Source organism: Xanthomonas sp. DAR 34887 (assembly GCF_041245805.1).
Lineage (GTDB): Bacteria > Pseudomonadota > Gammaproteobacteria > Xanthomonadales > Xanthomonadaceae > Xanthomonas_A > Xanthomonas_A tesorieronis.
The window spans coordinates 4,189,826-4,208,359 of the sequence record NZ_CP162490.1 but is presented as its reverse complement, the minus strand read 5'-3'; the positions used below and the strand labels follow the sequence as shown (position 1 = coordinate 4,208,359).

The 18,534-nt window shown below is 67.9% G+C and carries 11 protein-coding genes and 1 riboswitch; of the genes, 8 read left to right on the top strand and 3 right to left on the bottom strand.

The annotated features are described in order from the left end of the window. Window positions 1-100: 100 nt before the first annotated feature. Window positions 101-2,953 carry a TonB-dependent receptor gene (locus AB3X08_RS17950; protein WP_369934113.1) on the top strand — a complete coding sequence of 951 codons (2,853 nt, stop codon included), beginning with the start codon at window positions 101-103 and terminating at the stop codon, window positions 2,951-2,953. A 125-nt stretch (window positions 2,954-3,078) separates the two neighbouring features. Here the strand turns inward: AB3X08_RS17950 and AB3X08_RS17945 are convergent, their stop codons facing one another. From AB3X08_RS17945 to ahcY, 3 genes are all read right to left on the bottom strand, one after another. Beyond that, complete coding sequence (locus AB3X08_RS17945; RefSeq protein ID WP_369934112.1) at window positions 3,079-3,591, bottom strand: transglycosylase domain-containing protein; 513 nt, start codon at window positions 3,589-3,591, stop codon at window positions 3,079-3,081. 121 nt (window positions 3,592-3,712) lie between these two features. Next, complete coding sequence (locus AB3X08_RS17940) at window positions 3,713-4,195, bottom strand: hypothetical protein (protein WP_369934111.1); 483 nt, start codon at window positions 4,193-4,195, stop codon at window positions 3,713-3,715. A gap of 194 nt (window positions 4,196-4,389) precedes the next feature. Continuing rightward, complete coding sequence (ahcY, locus tag AB3X08_RS17935; protein WP_263110815.1) at window positions 4,390-5,835, bottom strand: adenosylhomocysteinase; 1,446 nt, start codon at window positions 5,833-5,835, stop codon at window positions 4,390-4,392. A 34-nt stretch (window positions 5,836-5,869) separates the two neighbouring features. Continuing rightward, window positions 5,870-5,970, bottom strand: a riboswitch (S-adenosyl-L-homocysteine riboswitch). Between the two features lie 307 nt (window positions 5,971-6,277). Here ahcY and AB3X08_RS17930 point away from each other — a divergent pair. From AB3X08_RS17930 to AB3X08_RS17900, 7 genes are all read left to right on the top strand, one after another. Further along, window positions 6,278-6,943, top strand: coding sequence for a hypothetical protein (locus AB3X08_RS17930; RefSeq protein WP_369934110.1), 666 nt, complete (start codon window positions 6,278-6,280; stop codon window positions 6,941-6,943). Window positions 6,944-7,255: 312 nt separating this feature from the next. Beyond that, window positions 7,256-9,973: a phosphoenolpyruvate carboxylase gene (ppc, locus tag AB3X08_RS17925; RefSeq protein WP_369934109.1), complete on the top strand. Its 2,718-nt coding sequence runs from the start codon at window positions 7,256-7,258 to the stop codon at window positions 9,971-9,973. 113 nt (window positions 9,974-10,086) lie between these two features. Further along, complete coding sequence (locus AB3X08_RS17920) at window positions 10,087-10,653, top strand: TetR/AcrR family transcriptional regulator (RefSeq protein WP_369934108.1); 567 nt, start codon at window positions 10,087-10,089, stop codon at window positions 10,651-10,653. A gap of 95 nt (window positions 10,654-10,748) precedes the next feature. Then, window positions 10,749-11,738 (top strand): DUF4105 domain-containing protein, encoded by a 990-nt coding sequence (locus AB3X08_RS17915; protein ID WP_369938567.1) that lies wholly within the window; start codon window positions 10,749-10,751, stop codon window positions 11,736-11,738. After that, on the top strand, window positions 11,738-13,675 hold the full coding sequence (locus AB3X08_RS17910) for an esterase/lipase family protein (RefSeq protein WP_369934107.1): 1,938 nt from the start codon (window positions 11,738-11,740) through the stop codon (window positions 13,673-13,675). Before AB3X08_RS17915 ends, AB3X08_RS17910 begins: the two co-directional genes overlap by 1 nt. A 495-nt stretch (window positions 13,676-14,170) precedes the next feature. Beyond that, window positions 14,171-15,142: an IS110 family transposase gene (locus AB3X08_RS17905; RefSeq protein WP_369934106.1), complete on the top strand. Its 972-nt coding sequence runs from the start codon at window positions 14,171-14,173 to the stop codon at window positions 15,140-15,142. Window positions 15,143-15,651: 509 nt separating this feature from the next. Next, window positions 15,652-18,465 carry a TonB-dependent receptor gene (locus tag AB3X08_RS17900; protein ID WP_369934105.1) on the top strand — a complete coding sequence of 938 codons (2,814 nt, stop codon included), beginning with the start codon at window positions 15,652-15,654 and terminating at the stop codon, window positions 18,463-18,465. Window positions 18,466-18,534: the final 69 nt, after the last annotated feature.

Sequence of the window (18,534 nt, the reverse complement as noted above, 5' to 3'; positions counted from 1 at the left end):
TTCGCTATTGATACAAAACGAAACCTAATATACGCTCGGTTTCGTTGCTTATCTGGCCCCCGCACCGCCGTCCCACGCCGCCAGCCTCAGGAGACCGCCCGTGAATGCCGTTCGTCCGCATCGCCACAGCCTGTTCCACGCCATCGCCTTCGCCCTGTTGATGCCGGCCACCGCGTGGTCCCAGGAGGCCGTGCCGGTCTCGCCGCCTGCGCAGTCGGCGCCCGGGAGCGCCACCGGCAGCGCCGAGGCCAGCCAGAATCCGGTCGACCTGGAGGCGATCCAGGTCACCGGCGTGCGCGCCAGCCTGGCGCGCGCCACCGAGCTCAAGCGCGACGCGGCGACGGTGCAGGATTCGATCAGCGCGCTGGAGCTGGGCCGCTTCCCCGACGACAACGTGGCCGATTCGCTCAGCCACATCACCGGCGTGTCGATCAGCCGCACCGCCGGCGGCGAGGGGCAGAAGGTCAGCGTGCGCGGCCTGGGCCCGGAGTACACGCTCACCACCTTCAACGGCCGCATCCTGGCCACCGACGGCGCCGGGCGCGACTTCGCCTACGACGTGCTGCCGGCCGACGTGATCAGCGGCGCCGACGTGGTCAAGGGCGCACAGGCGGTGCTGAGCGAAGGCGCGATCGGCGGCCTGATCAACCTGCGCTCGGCCAGCCCGTTCGACCAGAAGGGCCAGCACGCGATCGTGCGCGCCGAAGCCGACCGCAACCAGATGTCCGAGCTCAACGGGCGCAAGTTTTCCGCCGCCTACAGCAACACCTTTCTCGACGACACGGTCGGCGTGCTGCTGGGCGTGGTCTACGCCGCGCGCAAGGACCGCACCGACATCGCCGGCAACGATGGCGGCTGGACCCGCAATCCCGATCCGAACGACCCGAGCTGGAGCGGCAACGCCTGGGGCGGCAACATCGATCCCAACGGCAACGGCCAACTGGATCCGGACGAATACGGGCTGATCGCGCCGGGCCAGTTCCGGGTCGGCTCCACCCTGGAGGACAAGAAGCGCCGCGCCTTTTCCGGCAAGCTCGAATGGCGGCCGACCGAGGACGTGCGCATCGTCGTGGACGGGCTCAAGACCCGGCTCGATTCGCCGCAGGTGTCCTACCAGCAGTCCTACTACCCGCTGTTCGCGCCAGGGCGCTGGTCGGACATCACCGTGCAGAATGGCATCGTCACCGGCCTCACCCTGGACAACCCGGATCCGGAGCTGCGCATGAATCCGGAGCTGCTCAACCAGACCGAGCACCGGGTGGTGGACACCGACCTGTACGGCATCAACGGGCAATGGAAGGCCAGCGACGACCTGACCCTGACCGGCGACCTGTACCGCTCCACCTCCAAGCGCTATTCCGGTGGCCAGGACACCTACGTGGTGCTGCGCATGAACCAGCCCAACACCACCCGCATCACCGTCGGCCCCAACGCGGTGCCCAACGTCGTCACCACCTTCGACGACGGCCGCGACCTGGCCACCGGCCTGGCCAACGGCCAGTTTGGCGACAGCGACTTCAACACCCACTACATGGAACTGCGCGGCGACAATATCTCCGACGAGATCACCGGCGGCACCCTCGGCGGCAAGCTGTACGTGGGCCAGTGGGGCGTGGACAACCTGCACTTCGGCGTGACCCGCACCGAGCGCAGCAAGCGCCGCGACCTGGTCAACAACACCCTCAACGGCGGCGCCGATTATTACTCCGGCGCCAACGCGATCAACGTCGGCGCGCTGGGCGGCGAGGTGCTCGATCACACCTTCGCCCTGACCCACTTCATGGACAAGGTGGGCTCGACCTTCCCGCGCACCTTCCTGGCCTTCGACGTGCCCAACTACCTGGCCCGGTTGCAGGCCTACAACGGCCAGCCGCGCCCGGACGGCGGGACCTACGACTACGCGCAGGCCGCGCCGCAATGGAATCCGCTGGAAAGCTACCGCGTGGAGGAAAAGACCAACGCCTTCTACGTGCAGGCCGATCTGTCCGGCGAGCGCTGGAACGCCGACCTCGGCGTGCGCCTGGTCAAGACCCGCACCCGCGCCCAGGCCTGGGACGCGAAGATCCTCAGCATCACCGAGAACGGCGCGTTCAACTACACCGCCGAATACGCCGCGCCGACACCGATCGTGCAGGACGGCGACTACACCTTCGTGCTGCCGTCGGGCAACTTCACCTGGCGCTTCAGCGACGACCTGCTGCTGCGCGTGGGCGCGGCCAAGACCATGGCGCGGCCCTCGGTGGACAAGCTGGCGCCGACCAACACCACCGCCAGCGTGTCCTGGGGCGATTTCACCCAGATCTACGGCGGCAACGTGAACCTGAAGCCCTACAGCGCCAAGCAGGGAGACCTGTCGCTGGAGTGGTACTTCGCCGAGCAATCCATCGCCAACGTGGCGGTGTTCTACAAGCGCATCGAAAACCAGATCACCACCAGTTGGGAACCGGGCCAGGACATCGGCGTGCCCGGCCACCTGTTCAACGTGATGCGGCCGATCAACGGCGACTACGCCAAGGTGCGCGGCATCGAGGCCGGCCTGCAGCATTTCTGGGAGAACGGCCTGGGCTTCCGCGCACAGTACACCCGCAATTGGTCGCGCAGCTGGGTCAACGGCGAGGAGCGGCCGCTGGAAGGCATCGCGCCGGCGGTGTACTCGCTGGGCCTGATGTACGAGAAGGGTCCGTGGTCGATCGGCGCCACCGCCGACCATACCGACGGTTTCGTCACCGCGGTCAACGTGCTGGGCACCGGCTACAACGAACAGGCCGACAAGATCACCTGGCTGACCGCGCACGTGTCCTACGAAGTCAACGACATGCTGAGCCTCAGCCTGGAAGGCCAGAACCTGCTGGACGACGAGCAGACCTACAGCATCAACGGCAACCCGCTGCTGTCGCAGGGCTACTCGCGCTACGGCCGTGCCTTTACCCTGGGCGTGAGCCTGCGCTTCTGAACCCGGGAAGAAACCGCGCTTAGCCCCTCTCCCACCGGGAGAGGGGTTGGGGTGAGGGTCCGGCCCCAAGCGCATGGCTGGATCACTCGACTACCCGCACCCGAAGCGAGCCACACATCGGGACATCAGCGCACCGCCCGCGCTCGTGCCATCAGCAGGTCGCGCCGTCGCTCCAGGCGCGTGCGGTCGCGCAGGTAGATCTGGGGCGACCAGAGCACTGCGACGACCGTGGCGGCCTCCGGCTCGGACAGCGCACTCAACGGCTTGGCGTACAACCGCTGCGACACCTGACTGAGGCCATGGCCTGCGCCGTTGTAGGACAGGGCGGCGTATAGCCCCAGGATCTCGTCCTGCGACAGGTGCAGCTTGACCAGCAAGCTCCAGAGCAGCTCGTGCATGTGCGACTGGAGCATGCCGTGCTCGCGCGACACCTCCAGGCGCGCCAGCAGCATACGGGCGACATTGCTGGACGGTGCGCCGGGCGGGTGCGCTGCAAGAATGTAGCGGCGAATCAGGGCAGGTGGGGCGCGATCCTCAGCCGGTGCGCGTTGCAGCAGCGCGTCGATCTGCGTCCGGCGCGGCTGGAATACCTGCATGTCGTAGGTCGCGAATGCGGCGGCCGCCAGCAGAAGCAACATGGCGACTGCGGTCAATGCGGACCCTGCGATGCGTCTCATGGAGCGCCACCTATCCGTGCTGTGCCAGCGCGCACTTGCGGCGGGCGAGGGTGACCGCCTGGCGAGCGTGTCGCGCCCGGGCTCAATCGGCGCACATCATGCGGACGCGTCCGCCGTCGATGAACTTGTGGCAGCCGAAGTTCGCTACCCATTCCGAGCAACTCCCGATCGCCTGGGCGCCTTCGGGGAGGTCGTTTGCGACCAGGCAGCTCCCCTGGCACTGCCGGCTGTCGGTGCAGATCTTGAATGCATCCGTGGTCTTGACCGCGCACGACTTCGGACCGCCGGGCAGGCCTTGCTGCGTCCAGAACTGGCCGGCCGCCTCGCAGTCGGACTGGGTCGCAGGAATAGTCGGCTTTTCGGCCAGCGGAATGTGCGTGAGTTGCGCGTACTGCGGATTTCTTGTGCAGCCGGCGAGCAACACAAGCACGGCGATGCACGACAAGATGCGCTGCACGATCGCGGGTGATCGCTGCGTCCTTGGGAAACTCGGTGGATGGCGGAGATCGCGCAGAAGGCTCAGCCGTCGCGACGATCTACCTGCACTACCGCCATGTTCGATCATGCTGCCCGTTCCTGGTTTGCAGGTCGGTGCGACGCTAGCATTCGCCCGCATGGCGAACAAGCGCTGCGCCGGTGCCGCCGGAAGCTGCCGCCACGGTAGCGTCGCACCCGGCGCGTACGCTTCGATAACGAAAAACGGGCGCCTTGCGGCGCCCGTTGGTTCGGCTTCTGGTCCGGCGGTACGCCGCCGAGCACTCAGTAGCGGTAGTGCTCCGGCTTGTACGGCCCATCGACCGACACGCCGAGGTAGGCGGCCTGGTCGTCGCTGAGCTTGGTCAGCTTCACGCCGATCTTCTCCAGGTGCAGGCGTGCCACTTCCTCGTCCAGCTTCTTCGGCAGGCGGTAGACCTGCTTCTCGTAGCTGTCCTTGTTCTGCCACAGGTCGATCTGCGCCAGGGTCTGGTTGGCGAAGCTGTTGGACATCACGAAGCTGGGGTGGCCGGTGGCGCAGCCCAGGTTGACCAGGCGGCCTTCGGCCAGCAGGAAGATCGCGTTGCCGTTCGGGAACACGAACTTGTCCACCTGCGGCTTGATGTTGATCTTCTGCACGCCGGGATACTTGTACAGCGCATCGACCTGGATCTCGTTGTCGAAGTGGCCGATGTTGCAGACGATGGCCTGGTCCTTCATCTGCGTCAGGTGCTCGATGCGGATGATGTCCTTGTTGCCGGTGGTGGTGACGTAGATGTCGGCCTGGCCCAGGCTGTCTTCGACGGTGTTGACCTCGAAGCCTTCCATCGCCGCCTGCAGCGCACAGATCGGGTCGATCTCGGTGACGATGACGCGGGCGCCGTAGGCGCGCAGGCTGTGCGCCGAGCCCTTGCCGACGTCGCCGTAGCCGCAGACCACCGCGACCTTGCCGGCCAGCATCACGTCCATCGCGCGCTTGAGGCCGTCGGCCAGCGACTCGCGGCAGCCGTACAGGTTGTCGAACTTGCTCTTGGTCACCGAGTCGTTGACGTTGATCGACGGCACCAGCAGGGTGCCGGCCTCGGCCAGCTGGTACAGACGGTGCACGCCGGTGGTGGTTTCCTCGGACACGCCCTTCCAGTCCTTGACCACGCGGGTCCAGTAGCCGGGACGCTCGACGGCCACGCGCTTGAGCAGGTTCTTGATCACCTGCTCCTCGTGCGAGGAAGCGGGTTCGTCCACCCACTTGGAGCCGTTCTCCAGCTCGTAGCCCTTGTGGATCAGCAGGGTCACGTCGCCGCCGTCGTCCACCACCAGCTCCGGGCCGGTCTGGGTGCCGTCGGCCAGGGTGAAGGTCAGCGCGTCGAGGGTGCAGTCCCAGTATTCCTCCAGGGTCTCGCCCTTCCAGGCGAACACGGGGGTGCCGGTGGCGGCGATCGCCGCGGCGGCGTGATCCTGGGTGGAGAAGATGTTGCACGAAGCCCAGCGCACGTCGGCGCCGATGTCCTTCAGCGTCTCGATCAGCACCGCGGTCTGGATGGTCATGTGCAGCGAGCCGGTCACGCGCACGCCGGCCAGCGGCTTGGCGGCGGCGTACTGGCGGCGGATCGACATCAGGCCCGGCATCTCGTGCTCGGCGATGTCCAGCTCCTTGCGGCCCCAATCGGCCAGGGAGATGTCGGCGACCTTGTAGTCGCCCTCGGTGGAAAAGCTCTTGAGTGCAGCGTTCATCGATATAGCTCCGGTCAATGGCGAGAAAACTCGCGAAGTCCGGGCGCCGTTGTCGCTCAAGCCTGCCGCCGAGCCTGGCCGGTCTGATCGCGAAGACAACTTCGAGATCGAACGGTCGCAGCGCCCCTCGGCGGAGGGGAGCCAATTATAACGGCTGTCGCGCGCGGCGCTTGAACAGGCGGGGCGGGTTCTGGGTTCTGGCGCACATCCGCACGGCGTCGGCCGATCCGGGGCCGGGAAAGGCTGCTACCGTTGCGGCTCGACCGGCAAGCAATGTGAACGAAGCGCTGCATCCTGGCGGGCAGCAAGGTCGCCGTGGGTGGCAACCCGCCGGCGGGGGCCGGCGAGCGCATTGTCCGGCACATGTTCGCAACGCCGCGGCGCAACGGGCCGGCGAACAAGGCGAGCCCACCCAAACCGAATCTGGCCGGACAGGCGCAGCATGCTCTTGAAAGAGATATACCTTTATCCCGACCTGGCCGAATACGGCGACGACGTCGTGCATCCGTTCCGGGACCAGAGCCGGTCGCTCTGCAACTTCCTCGAGCGCGGCCTCGGTGCCGAGAAGTTCGTGGCCGCAGGCTTCAAGAGGATCTGCATCGTCGGGAAACGACGGCCAGCCGATGAGGCGCAAGTGAACTCGAGCGGTGCGCTGTGCGTGGATGTCGCCCTGGACGTGGACCTCTACAGGCGATGCGCCACGCCGGAAGAGCTCAACGAGTTCTTCATCGCGCTGCTGCTGGACGGCCTGGAAAAGACGGCCGGCCACACCGCGCTGCCTTCTGCGCGGCTGCGGCAGGCGATCGCTGACTTCCGCCGCGGCGGCTATCGGAACGAATGGATATTCAAGGACAGGAAGATCGCCAGGACCGACTATCGCTGTGCGCTGGCGTGCGAACTGACGACCGGGTATTTCCAGCTGCATTTCCGGGTACGGCGGAAGGACGCGCTCATCCTCGACACGCCGATCGTGCGTACGGCGCCGGATGAGGTGGTGTTCCTGCCCTACCTCAAGGACATCAAGCACGCGAACGGAAAGATCGAGGCCGTCGCCAGATCGGGCCTGGCGTTGTACACCACCACGGTGGCGGGCCTGGACCGATTGTGACCGCCACGCCCGCATCGGCTGCAGATCTCAGCGAACCGCCGGCCAAGGGAGCGCGCGCCGCCTGGCCGTGACCGCGTCGGGCCCGCAAGCCGTGCCGCGGCGCGCGGCCGCCGGCTTGGCGTTCTGGTGGAGCGAACTGCCGCTTCGGGCGCCGGTCGCGACCGGGTTCTACCGGGGAAGCGCCGCTGCCGGCGTCGCGGCGGCGCACGTGGCGGGCGATGGTTCGCTTTGAAACCGTCGTCGCGCCGGCCAGGCGACTAATACTTTTGGGTTAGTCTTGCGGCGCCCCCACAGCCGAGCCATGCGTTTCCGATGAACGAGTACCGCAGCAGCATCGTGTTCGCCACACCCGACATTCCCCTGCGCGACGACGTGCGCCGATTGGGGGCGCTGGTCGGCGACCTGCTCGCCGAACAGGTGTCTGCGGAGTTCCTCGACGAGATCGAAACCGTCCGCACCACCGCAATCGCGCGCCGCGAGAGCGATGCGCCGCCGTCGTCGCTGAGCGAACAGCTGTCCGGCCGCACGCCGCGCGACGCCGAGGCGCTGGTGCGCGCCTTCAGCACCTACTTCCAGGTGGTCAACATCGCCGAGCGCGTGCACCGGATCCGCCGCCGCCGCGACTACCAGCGCAGCAGCGCCGACACGCCGCAGCCGGACGGCCTGCACGACGCCTTGCGCCGGCTCAAGGCGCAGGGAGTGAGCGCGCAGGAGCTGGGCGACTGGCTGCCGCGCATCGACGTGGAGCCGGTGTTCACCGCGCACCCGACCGAGGCGGTGCGCCGCGCGCTGCTGGAAAAAGAACAGCTGATGGTCGCCAGCCTGGTCGACAACCTCGACGGCATGCGCACCCCCGGCGAGCGCGCCACCGATGCGGCGCGCTTCCGCATGGCGCTGACCGCCTCGTGGCAGACCGCCGATTCCTCGCCGGTGCGGCCGACCGTGGACGACGAGCGCGAGCACGTCGGCTTCTACCTGACCCAGGTGCTGTACCGGGTGATTCCGGTGATGTACGAGACCCTGGAGCACGCGATCGAGCAGACCTATGGCGAGCCGGTGCCGCTGCCGCGGCTGCTGCGGTTCGGCACCTGGGTCGGTGGCGACATGGACGGCAATCCGAACGTGGATGCCGGCACCATCACCGCCACGCTCGACGCGCAACGCCGCGCGGTGCTGGACCGTTATCTGAAGGAACTGTGGCAGCTGGCCAGCCTGCTCAGCCAATCGACCACGCTGGTGGCGGTCAGCGATGCGCTGCTGGCGCAGCTGGAACGCTACAGGGAGCTGTTGCCCGAGGCCGCGGCGCGCTCGCGGCCGCGCCATGGCGACATGCCCTACCGCCTGCTCAACGACCTGATGCGCGCGCGCCTGCAGGCGACGCTGGACGACGCGCCAGGCGCCTACGCCGCACCGACCGAACTGGAGCAGGACCTGCAGCTGATCCTGGACAGCCTGCAGGCCAACAAGGGCCTGCATGCCGGCTGGTTCGCGGTGCGCCGGCTGCTGTGGCGGGTGCGCAGCTTCGGCTTTCACCTGGCGCGGCTGGACGTGCGCCAGGAGTCCAGCGTGCATGCGCGCGCGGTCGCCGCGGCGCTGGGCGAGGACGAGTGGGACGCGCGTTCGGCGCAGGACCGGGCGAGCGTGCTCGGCGCCTATGCCGGCGGCGAGCAGACCCTGCCGGCGGCGCCCGAGGATGCCGGCAACGCGCGCCTGGACTCGGTGTTCGCCGCGCTCGCCGATGCGCGCGCGCGCCACGGCGCCGATGCGCTGGGCAGCTACATCATCAGCATGGCGCACAACCGCGCCGACGTGCTGACCGTGCTCGCCCTGGCGCGGCGCGGCGGCCTGGTCGACGCCGAAGGCGCGGTGCCGCTGGACATCGTGCCGCTGTTCGAGACCGTGGACGACCTGCGCGGCGGCACCGACACGCTGCGCGACCTGCTCGCCGACCCGGTCTACCGCCGCCACCTGGCCGCGCGCAACGACGTGCAGATGGTGATGCTCGGCTATTCGGACAGCGGCAAGGACGGCGGCATCGCCGCTTCGCGCTGGGGCCTGCAACGCGCGCAGGTGGACCTGCTGGAGGCGGCCGCCGAACTCGGCATCCGCCTGACCTTCTTCCATGGCCGTGGCGGTTCGATCGTGCGCGGCGGCGGCAAGACCACGCGCGCGCTGGACGCGGCGCCGCGCGGCAGCGTCGATGGACGCCTGCGGGTGACCGAGCAGGGCGAGGTGATCCACCGCAAGTACGGCATCCGCGCGCTGGCGCTGCGCTCGCTGGAGCAGATGACCGGTGCGGTGCTGCTGTCGAGCCTGCGCCCGCGCGCGCCGGAGCCGCGCGAGGACGCGTGGCGGCCGGTGATGGACATCGTCGCCGAGCACAGCACCCGCGCCTACCGCAGCTTCGTCGGCGATGCCGAGTTTATGCGCTATTTCCGCCTGGCCACGCCGATCGACGTGATCGAGCGGATGACCCTGGGCTCGCGGCCGTCGCGGCGGCTGGGCCAGGACGCGGCGCTGGGCAACCTGCGCGCGATCCCGTGGGTGTTCGCCTGGAGCCAGGCGCGCGCGGTGATCCCGGGCTGGTACGGCGTCGGCAGCGGCCTGCGCGCAGCGGTGGAGGCCGGCCACGAGGACACGCTGCGCGAGATGGCCGCCGACTGGCCGTTCTTCCGCACCTTCCTCGACGACATCGCGATGGTGCTGTCCAAGGGCGACCTCAATATCGCCGAGATGTTCTCGCGCCTGGCCGGGCCGCTGCACGCGCGCTTCTTCCCGCGCATCCGCGACGAACTGGCCCTGACCAAGGGCTGGGTGAAATCGCTGACCGGGCAGGCGTCGCTGCTGCAGCACGACCCGCGGCTGGCGTTGTCGATCCGCCTGCGCAATCCCTACATCGATCCGATCAGCGTGTTGCAGGTGGATTTGCTGCAGCGCTGGCGCGCCACCGATGGCGAGGACGAGGATCTGCTGCGCGCGTTGGTGGCCTGCGTCAACGGCGTCTCGCAAGGCGTGCAGAACACCGGCTGAGCAGCGCCGACCGGGCTCGGCGACGGCGCGTGCCGCAGCGTCGCCGGGGCGCCGGACGGGTTCCGGTCCATGTCGCGCTTGCAAGCGGACAAAATTGTCCGATAATCCGCGGCATGGACCTGCGAACCGATGCCGCCCAACGCCGCCGCCTGCTGCTCGATGCGGCCGACGAAGTGTTCTGCGAGCACGGCGTGCTGGCGCCGCTGGAACTGGTGGTCGAACGCTCCGGGGTGGGTCGGGCCACGCTGTACCGCAATTTCGCCGACCGTGCGGACCTGATGATCGCGCTCCTGCAGCGTGCCCTGGACGGGCTGGAATGCTGCGCGCGCGATATCGGCGAGCGCCCCGACGGCCTGTTCCTGCTGCTGCGCGATGTCGCCGAGCACATCGCGATGTCCGCACCGCTGGCCGATTACTGGCGCTCGATGCCGCGCGACCATCCGCAGATCGAAGTGGCGCATGCGCGGCTGATGGCGATCCTGCTGCCGTTCCTGCAGCGCGCCACCGACGCCGGCCTGTGCCGCCCGGGCCTGGATGGCGACGACCTCACCTTGCTGATGGACATGCTCGGCGCCTGCCAGCGCGGCAGCGACGAAGCCGAACGCAAGGCCTTGGCGCTGCGCGGTTGCCGGCTGCTGTGCCACGCGCTGGCCACGCCCGCGGCGGCGACGACGCTATGAGCCTGCGTCGCGGGCGCGGGCAGGGCCGCGCTACCGCCGCGACCGCCGCGCGCGGCGCCCCGCAACGGCGCTGGCCGGCGCGCCTGCTGCGGGCAATGGTGGCGCTGGCGATCGTGCTGGCCGGCGTCTGGGGCGGGCTGTTCCTGGCCTACCTGCCGCATACCGGCGCCCTGGTGCGCAATACCTCGGCCTTGCTGTGGCTGGCGATGGGCGGCGCCGCGCTGTGGGGCCTGCGCCATCCGCGCGACTACCCCGTGCTGCCGTGGATCTTCGCCGTCGCCTGCGCCGGCCTGGTGTTCGGCTGGTCGCAGTTGCTGCCCGAGCAGAACCGCGACTGGGCCGACGACGTGGCGCAGCCGCTGCAGCCGCAGGTCGATGGCCACCTGGTCACCCTGCACAACGTGCGCAACTTCGCCTGGCGCAGCGACAGCGACTACACGCCGCGTTGGGAAACCCGCCAGTACGACCTGGACCGGCTGGTCTCGGCGGACCTGGCGCTGTCCTACTGGATGGGGCCGGCGATCGCCCACACCCTGGTCTCGTTCGGCTTCGACGACGGCCGCCGGGTGGTGTTCTCGCTGGAGATCCGCAAGGAGCGTGGCGAATCGTTCTCAGCGCTGGCCGGGTTCTTCCGCAATTTCGAGCAGGCGATGATCGCCGCCGACGAGCGCGACATCCTGGCGGTGCGCAGCAACGTGCGCGGCGAAGACGTCTATCTGTACCGGCTGAACATTCCGCGCGCGCAGTTGCGCCAGCTGTTCATGGGTTACGCGGCGAAGGCGCAGCAGCTGCAGCGCACGCCGAAGTTCTACAACACCGCCACCAGCAACTGCACCACCATCGTGTTCGAACTGGTGCGCAAGTTCGAACCGCAGTTGCCGCTGGATTACCGCTTGCTGCTGTCCGGCTATCTGCCGTCGTACGTATACGCGCAGCACGGCTTCGTGCCCGGCTACGCGCTGGCCACGTTGCAGGCGCGCGGGCGCATCGGCGAGCGCGCGCGCCAGGCCGGCACCGGCGCCGATTTTTCGCAGCGTATCCGCGAAGGCATCCCCGGCGAAGAACCGCCCGGAGCGCCGCGCTGATGCGCGCCGCGCACGCGGTGTGGCAGCTGGCGGCGCGCGCACTGCTGGCCGTGGGCCTGCTCGCCGGCTCCGGCTGCGCCATGGTCACCGTGCAGTCGCGCACGGCCGGCGACTACATCACGACCAAGCGCGGCGACGTGCTCAGCACCGGCGAACTCAGCGACGCCAGCCAGGAAACGCTGCGCGTGGTCGCGATCGAGCGCAAGCCCTGCGAAGCCGACATCCCCGCCTGCGCCGCGCAACTGCGCGCGGTGCAGGGGCTGGACCAGGAACGCCGCCTGGCGACCTTGTCGGAGCTGTGGCTGCGCGCGGCGACGACGCGTACGCCCAAGGCCACCACCACGCTGGACGATGCGGCGCTGCAGGCGTGGCTGGAAACCGCGCGCTACGCCTATGCCTACCTGTTCTACACCGAGCGCCCGGCCAGCGCGCGCGCCTTCGAAGACCGGCAGACCCAGGTGCGCGACTACTACAACTACGCGGTGCAGCATGTGGTCGGCGCCCTGTTCGAACGTTGGCGCGCACGCAGCGCCAGCGGCGAGCTGCGCGACGACGACACGCTGGCTGCGGCCGGTTGGCAGGTGCGTGCGGAACTGGACAGCTTCCGCCTGCCGGGCGGAGTGGCGCGGCCGAACGCGATGGTGCCTGCCGCCTCGCTGCGCTTCGACGGCCTGCGCAGCACCTATCGCCGCGATGGCTTCGGCGCCGAACTGGTGGCGGAAGTGTCGCCGGCGCAGGTCGGCGATCCGACCGCGATCATGGCGGCCGCGCAGTCAGGACGGACCGCCGACACCGCCAGCTACAGCGAACTGTCGTACGCGCCGACCACCGTGTTGCTGCGCTTCGACGGCGACAGCCTGGCGCAGGTGCTGGACACCCGCAGCGTGGTGATCGCGCCCTACGATCCGTATCGCGACAACGAGGTCGTCGTGCATGGCCAGCGCCTGCCGCTGGCGGCCAATTTCACCGCCGCCTACGGCCTGTGGTTGGCCCGCTCGGGTTTCGCCAAGCAGTCGTTGCGCTCGATGCTGGGGCGCGCGCACGGCATCGAGCAGCCGCATCTGTACCTGATGCAGCCCTACGACCCGAACCGGCGCATCGTGCTGATGCTGCACGGCTTGGGCAGCAGCCCCGAGGCCTGGGTCAACGTCGCCAACGAGATCATGGGCGACGAGCAACTGCGCCGCCACTACCAGATCTGGCAGGTCTACTACCCGACCAACATGCCGATCGCCTGGAACCGCGCGCAGATCGCAACCTTGCTGCAGCAGACCCTGCACGATTTCGATCCGCAGGGGCAGGCGCCGGCTTCGCGGCACATGGTGCTGATCGGCCACAGCATGGGCGGGGTGATCGCGCGATTGCTGGTCAGCGACTCCGGCGATCGCATCTGGAACGACTTGCTCGCCGGCCGCGACCTGAGCGGCGAACGCGGCGCGCGGATACGCGAGCGCCTGCAGCCGCTGTTGCGCTTCGCGCCGCTGCCGCAGGTGGATCGCGCGATCTTCATCGCCGCGCCGCACCGTGGCACCCCGATCGCCGAAGGCAGCATCGGGCGTCTGGTCGGCGGCCTGATTCGCTTGCCGGTGGCCTTGCTGCAGCGCTTCACCGAGGTGATGCAGGACATGGGCGGCCAGGATGGCGCGCCGCGGCGCCTGCCCAACGGCATCGACAATCTGCGCGATACCGATCCGTTCGTGCGTGCGGCCGCCGCGTTGCCGATTTCGCCGGCCGTGCGCTACAACTCGATCATCGCCCGGCGCAACCCGGCGATGGCGCTGGCCGACGCCAACGATGGCCTGGTGCCGTACCGCAGCGCGCATCTGGATGGCGCCGAATCGGAACTGGTGATCACCTCCGGCCACAGCGTGCAGGAGACGCCGCAGGCGATCCTGGAGATCCGCCGCATCCTGCATGCGCAGATCGCAGCGGAGTGATGCGGCGGAGTCGATAGTGCGTGCGGTCGGAGTGCCGCTGTAGGCGGCTTCAGGCGCCTCGAATACCCCCGAAATGCAGTCGATGCACTCGCGAGCGGCCGGTGCGCACTGCCTGCGGGTTGCGGCATCGAGCATTCGAGATGCCGTGAAGTGGCAAAGGCGCATTGGCGATGGAACTTGCGGAGTTGGTGCGTTTTCCATCGATGCCTTGGCATCATGGCCACTTCGTTCTTCTGTCGCGGCTGAAGCCGCTCCTTGTATCTGGACATGACGCCGTTAGGACGTTATGTCTTCCGACTGATCATCGGAGGAGGTGCGGGAAGTCCAGTCGCTCCTGAAGCTTCGAGCTTGTGCTGTAGATCGGCTCCCGCCCTCCACATGCTGGCCCACGGTGTCCGAACGGTATCCAGAGTCCGCCCTCGGCGTGAACTCGCATCCACAAGGCAGGACCGGGCGCAGCGATGATCGTGATCCCCATCCGACGGAGGAATTCTCATGTCCCCAGTCGTCGGCATCGACGTCGCCAAACGCAGTTTCGACCTGGCCATCGACCTGGCCAACGGCAAGTACCGCACCAAGGCCAAGCTACCCAACGATCCGAAGGGCTTCCACGCCCTGCATGCGTGGTTGCGGACCCATGCGCAGCCGGACAGCTGGATCGTCATGGAAGCCACCGGCACCTATCACGAGGCGCTGGCCGAGTTTGTCCATGGGGAGGGCTATCGCGTGTGCGTGCTCAACCCGGCGCAGATGGCGCTGTATGCACGCAGCCAGCTGACCCGGGTCAAGACCGACCGCAGCGATGCCAAGCTGATCGCCAGCTATGGCCTGCGTCACCGGGAGTCGCTGCGGCGCTGGCAGCCCGATCCGCCGGCGCTCAAGCAGCTCAAGGCGCTGGTGCGGCGTCGGGACGACCTGCTGCAGATGCTGCAGATGGAGCGCAACCGCCTGGACGTGGCTACACTGGTGGTGCGCGACTCGATCCTGGAGAACATCGGCCAGTTGCAGGCGCGCATCGCGCAGATCGAACGCGCCATCGACGATCATATCGACCAGGATCCCACCTTGCGCGGGCAGCGCGAGTTGCTGGTGAGCATCGACGGAATCGCCGACACCAGCGCGGCCTTGATGCTGGCCGAACTTGGCAACGTGGACCGCTTCGCCCGCGCTTCGGCGGTGACCGCCTTTGCCGGGCTCAACCCACGCCTGCAAGAGTCCGGCAAGCGCCAGGGGCAGGTCTGCATCTCCCGCACTGGCTCCTCGCGCCTGCGTGCTGGCCTGTTCCTGCCGGCCTTGGTCGCCATGACCCACAATCCGGTCGTCCGTGCGCTGAAGCAGCGCATGCGACAACGCGGCAAGGCCAACAAGCAGATCATCTGCGCCGCCATGCGCAAGCTACTGCACATCGCCTATGGCGTGCTCAAATCACGCACACCCTTCGATCCTCAAAAGGCCATTGCCTGTTAGGCCGGAAGACGGTATCTACAACAGGCGCGCCGTGCTCTTGTAGGAGCGGCTTCAGCCGCGACAGGAAAAACGCGATGCCATCGCCACGCGCAACATGCAGTTTCCAAGCTGAAGTTATTCGATGTGCCCTTCGGTCGCGACGCGCATGATCGGCAAAGCCGTCGCGGCCGAAGTCGCTCCTGCAGCGAAGGTCGGGTAAGCCAGATGCCGGGAGCAAAAAAGTGCGACCGCCGCATGCGCGCTTGCGATACGCAGGCGTACGCATCACCGATGTGTCGCGCTTCCGTTCACCTATGAACTCCGTCACGCATCTGAAAACATTCGCGCACACAATGCGCCGCAGTTGTTAACGGGCCGTCAGTTCGCACGGCCCAGCTCCGACACGGAACCTCCCCCAGATGTCCGCCCAGTTGCCGGCTCGCACGCCGGCGATACGGGCAGCGCTTTGCCCTTCTCCGGCCGCGGATCGTCGCGTGCCGGATCACCACCCACGTCTTGATGGAATGTCCATGAACCATGCATCGCACCGCGCCAGGCCGCACCGGCTTGCCGGATTCATCGCCCTGGCGCTGAGCCTGGCCCTCGCCGCCGCCGCCCATGCCGAAGACCTCGCGCAGCAGCAGGCGCAGAACGACGCCGGCGACGACAACGCGCCGGCCGCCGCCAAGGGCAATGCGCAGACCCTGTCGACCGTGACCGTCGCGGCGAACCGTTACACCGCCGCCGACATGCAGATGGCGGCGGGCAACACGGCCAACGTGCTGTCGGCCGACGACCTGAAGTACACCGCCGTGCACAACATCGCCGAGGCGCTGGGCCTGCTGCCGGGCGTCAACGTGGTCAACACCGGGCAGTCGTATTTCGGCGGCGTCGACGGCGCCGCGCGCGGCGAAGGCATGTTCGCCTCGGTGCGCGGCCTCAATGCCGAATACAACGTCAACCTGATCAACGGCGTCAACGTCGCCCAGGGCATGCCGTACAGCCGCAGCGTGCAGCTGAGCCTGCTGCCGCCCTCCGGCCTGCAGACCATCGTGTTGAACAAGACCTCCACCGCGGCGATGGACGGCGACGCGATCGGCGGCACCATCGACTACCGCACCCCGAGCGGCTTCGACTACAGCGATGCGATCGGCGGCAGCATCACCGCCAGCGGGCGCATGGAAAGCCGCGCCCGCGACTACGACGAGAGTGGCCTGGGCAAGGGCGCGGCCGGCGAGTTCCACGCCAAGTTCGGCAGCGAACACCAGTTCGGCCTCTACGCCAGCGCCTACTACGACGAGCGTCACTACGTGAACAGCGAAGTGGCCAGCGCGTCGGCCGCGCGCAACGACGGCTCGTGGGCGTTCTCCCGCACCACCGCCAAGGGCGCGCTGGCCGCCGGCTACGACCCGGAAGACGCCTTGCAGTCCACCGGCACCAACATCGGCTATTCCGGCGGCGACACCAAGCGCTACGGCGGCAACGTCTCCTTCGACTGGCATGTGGATCCGAGCCTGCAGGTGTACGCACGGGCGACCTATGCCTACGCCAAGACCGAGCAGAACACCGGCTACACGCAGTTCGTGCCGGCCAGCGTCAGCTACACCCAGATCGGCAGCACCGGCCTCTACCAGCCGCAGATCAACCGCGTCGCGGTGCGCTACTGGTACGAGACCAACCCGGAAGTGGCCGACATCGCCACCTTCCAGTTCGGCGCCGACAAGCAGCTCGGCAACTGGACGCTGTCGCCGAACCTGTTCTACAGCTACGGCGACAACGATCGCCCGGACCACATCGAAGTCTCCGCGCGCGTGGACCAGTACAGCTCCACCCAGTTCCCGTACGGCGCCAACAGCTTCATCAGCTACGACAGCGAAGGCTTCCCGGTGCCGCAGCTGACCACCGCGATGCAGAGCCAGGCCGACGACATCGGCAGCCTGTACGCGCGCCGCCACGGCCAGCTGACCAAGTCCTACAGCGGGCAGAAGAAGGGCGGCGCCAAGTTCGACGCGCGCTACGACTTCGACCAAGGCGCGCTCAGCAGCCTGCAGTTCGGCGTGAAGTACGTGGACAGCTCGCGCGAATACACCTCACGCGACTGGACCACCGCCAAGTTCACCGACGGCACTCTGCTCGAGAACACCGGTCTGGTCAACGGCAGCTACGATTCGGTGTATCCCGGCAAGTACGACTACCCGACGGTCAAGCTGAGCAACGCGGCGCTGAAGGCCTCGATCGCCCAGTACCTGACCGCGGGCAGTTTCGATACCTGCGGCAGCCTGGCGATCAACAACCAGAACTGCGCGACGATGCGCGGCACCGAGGCGGTGGCGGCGGGGTATGCGATGGCCACGTTCAAGACCGGCGACCTGGAGATCATCCCCGGCCTGCGCTTCGAACAGACCAGCATCCGCAACACCTACTGGACCATGCCCAAGGACAGCAGCGGCAACGAGCTGGCCGGCTACTTCCAGAACAACCACACCACTTACGACGAGCCGCTGCCCAGCGTGTTCCTGAACTATCGTCCCGGCGACGCCAACGCGGTGTACCGCGCCGCGGTGTGGACCAGCTACACGCGCCCGGCGTTCGTGCAGCTCGGCGGCGGCGCCAACTACAGCGTGTCCAGCGACGGCGTCACCACCATCACCGAAGGCAATCCCGACCTGAAGCCGATCAAGGCGCTCAACGTCGACGTCTCCGGCGAATGGGACAACGGCGTCGGCGGCCACGCGATGCTGGCCGGCTACTACAAGCGCCTGACCGACTACATCTACGAGAACGGCTCGGATGCGGCCAATGCCGGCACCAGCACCGACGCCACCGGGGTGCGCTACGTGCGTCCGCAGAACGGCGGCGACGGCAAGGTGCTGGGCGTGGAAGCGGCCGTGCGGCAGACCCTGCAGGGCATGCCGGCGCCGCTGGACGGCTTCGGCATCGGCGCCAACGTCACCCGCCAGTCCACCCGCGTCGACCTGGGCATGACCGGCTTCCGCGACGAACGCATCCAGAACGCGCCGGACCTGATGGCCAATGCCGAGCTGTTCTACGAGAAGGGGCCGCTGTCGGTGAACCTGAGCTACCACTACTCGGGCGAATACGTGTCGGTCTACGACTATCTGGACCAGGGCGCCAGCTGGGACGATCTGTGGGTGAAACCGATCACCCGCGTCGATCTGCATGTGGGCTACGCGGTGAACGAGCATTTGCGCGCGGATCTGTCGGTAGCCAATCTGACCAATCGCCTGAGCTACTGGGCGCACGTCGGCCACAACAGCACCGCGATCTCGGACATCGTCGATGCCGGGCGCACCAGCCTGCTGACCGTGAAGTACACGTTCTGAGCCGGCAGCCCGCGCGCCGGCCGGCTTCCCTCGCGCGTCGCGGCCTGTTGCCGCGACGCGCGTCGGCAT